The sequence below is a fragment of the Achromobacter sp. genome, assembly GCF_036567245.1.
GTDB lineage: Bacteria > Pseudomonadota > Gammaproteobacteria > Burkholderiales > Burkholderiaceae_B > Achromobacter.
Genome location: NZ_DATCUY010000661.1, coordinates 1 through 2,312 on the forward strand (window position 1 = coordinate 1; position 2,312 = coordinate 2,312).

General features: G+C 66.0%; 3 protein-coding genes. 2 read left to right on the forward strand and 1 reads right to left on the reverse strand.

Features of this window, described 5'->3' with window-relative positions; genetic code table 11:
• Positions 1-764 (forward strand): N-acetylmuramoyl-L-alanine amidase (locus tag VIR09_RS28210; RefSeq protein WP_332015870.1); only part of this gene is annotated, 764 nt, incomplete at its 5' end.
• A gap of 97 nt (positions 765-861) precedes the next feature.
• On the opposite strand, the gene VIR09_RS28215 is transcribed toward VIR09_RS28210, so the two are convergent.
• The gene (locus VIR09_RS28215; protein ID WP_332015871.1) at positions 862-1,500 is read right to left on the reverse strand and encodes a VTT domain-containing protein; all 639 of its coding nucleotides are present in this window, start codon (positions 1,498-1,500) and stop codon (positions 862-864) included.
• 102 nt (positions 1,501-1,602) lie between these two features.
• Here VIR09_RS28215 and mutL point away from each other — a divergent pair.
• The coding region (gene mutL, locus VIR09_RS28220) for a DNA mismatch repair endonuclease MutL (protein WP_332015872.1) at positions 1,603-2,312 on the forward strand (710 nt) is incomplete at its 3' end.

Here is a 2,312-nt window from a genome sequence, read left to right on the forward strand (position 1 = left end):
CGCTGCCCACGGCCCCCAAGCCCCCGCCCGCCACCGCCAGCCGCGGCAAGCAGCGCATGCTGACCATCGCGCTGGACCCCGGTCACGGCGGCGAGGATCCGGGCGCGATCGGCAGCAGCGGCCTGCGCGAGAAAGACGTGGTGCTGCGCATCGCCCGGCGCCTGAAGGCGCTGATCGACAGCCAGCCCTACATGCGCGCCTACCTGACGCGCGACGACGATTACTTCGTGCCCCTGCATGTGCGGGTGCAGAAGGCGCGCCGCGTGCATGCCGACCTGTTCATCTCCATTCACGCGGACGCCTGGGTCAAGCCCTCGGCCAATGGTTCGTCGGTATTCGCGCTGTCGCAACGTGGCGCCACCAGCGCCCAGGCGCGCTGGATGGCGGACAAGGAAAACGCGGCCGACCTGATCGGCGGCGTCAACCTCGGCAGCCACGACCGCCAGGTGGCCAAGGTGCTGCTGGACCTGTCCACCACTGCGCAGATCAACGATTCGCTCAAGGTCGGCAACGCCTTCCTGGATGAAATCAAGAAGATCAACCGCCTGCACAAGAACAGTGTCGAACAGGCCGGCTTCGCCGTGCTGAAGGCGCCGGACATTCCCTCGGTGCTGGTCGAGACCGCCTTCATCAGCAATCCGCAAGAAGAGGCCCTGCTCAAGAGCACTTCGCACCAGGACAAGCTGGCGCAAGCCATGATGACGGGCATCCAACGCTACTTCACCGCTAATCCACCGCTGGCGCGGCTGGGCGACGTGAGCTGAAGCAGCGACAGCCGCATGAAAAAGGGCGTTGCGCTTTACGGCGCAACGCCCTTTTCACTTGCCAGACGGTGGTGCGGCGGCTCGCGCCGCCGCCCTCTCAGGCGCCGCGTCTGGCCTTGATCAACTTGAACACCCCAGCCCCGATCACCGGCACGATGGCCGCGGCCAGGCCCAGCAGCACGATGGTGTTGAGGTGTTCGCGCACCAGCGGGATATTGCCGAAGAAATAGCCCGCGGCCACCAGGCTCACCACCCACAACAGCGCGCCCAGGATGTTGAACAGCTGGAAGCGCGACAGCGGCATGTCGGCGACACCCGCGACGAAGGGCGCAAAAGTGCGGACCACCGGGATGAAGCGCGACATCACGATGGTCTTGCCGCCGTGCTTCTCGTAGAACGCGTGCGTGCGCATCAACGCGCCGCGATCCAGGAAACGCAGGTTCATCGAAAACACGCGCGGCCCGATATAGCGTCCGATGGCGTAGTTCAGCGTATTGCCGGTGATGGCCGCAACGATCAGCAGCCCCCCCATCAATAACGGGTCGATGTGCCCGGTGGCGCCGAACGCGCCCGCGATGAACAGCAGCGAATCCCCCGGCAAGAACGGCAGCACGACCAGGCCCGTCTCGGCGAAAACGATCAGGAACAGCACCAGGTACACCCACACGCCATACTGCGCGACCCAGACGCCCAGCGTCTTGTCGATGTGGAGCACCATATTGAAAAATTCGAGCATTGAAGCAACCCTGCCAGCGAAATGGGATATCAGTCCGCGACTATAGCCCACCCGCCCATGACGCTAAAATCATCCACATAGCCATACCTGAACACCTGCCACATGACCGAACGCCGCTCCATTCTTGCGCTTCCCGACCTGCTGATCAGCCAGATCGCCGCCGGCGAGGTGATCGAACGGCCGGCGTCCGTGCTCAAGGAAATCCTTGAGAACGCCATCGATGCGGGCGGACGCGCCATCGAGGTGCGCCTGGAAGGCGGCGGCATACGCCGCATCGCCGTGACCGACGACGGCGGCGGCATTCCGCCCGAGGAACTGCCGCTGGCGCTGGCGCGCCACGCCACCAGCAAGATCCGCTCCCTGAACGAGCTGGAATCAGTGGCGTCCATGGGGTTCCGCGGCGAAGCCCTGGCCTCCATCGCGTCCGTGGCCCAGGTCACGATCATTTCCCGCACCCGCGACGGCGAGCACGCCTGGCAGATCGACGCCGGCAGCATGCAGGTCAGCCCCGCATCCGGCCCTCCGGGCACCACGGTCGACGTGCGCCAACTGTTCGACGCCGTGCCGGCGCGCCGCAAGTTCCTGCGCTCCGAAGCCACCGAATTCGGCCATTGCGTCGACGCCATGGAGCGCATCGCGCTGGCGCATCCGCAGATCGCCTTCCGCCTGTTCCACCATGACCGCGCGCAGCGCCAGTGGCTGCCCGCCGAGCCGCCGCAGCGCATCCGCGACGTGCTGGGCGCGGAGTTCGCCGAGCACGGCCTGCTGCTGTCGCACTCGGTCGGCACGGTGAGCCTGGCGGGCATGATCAC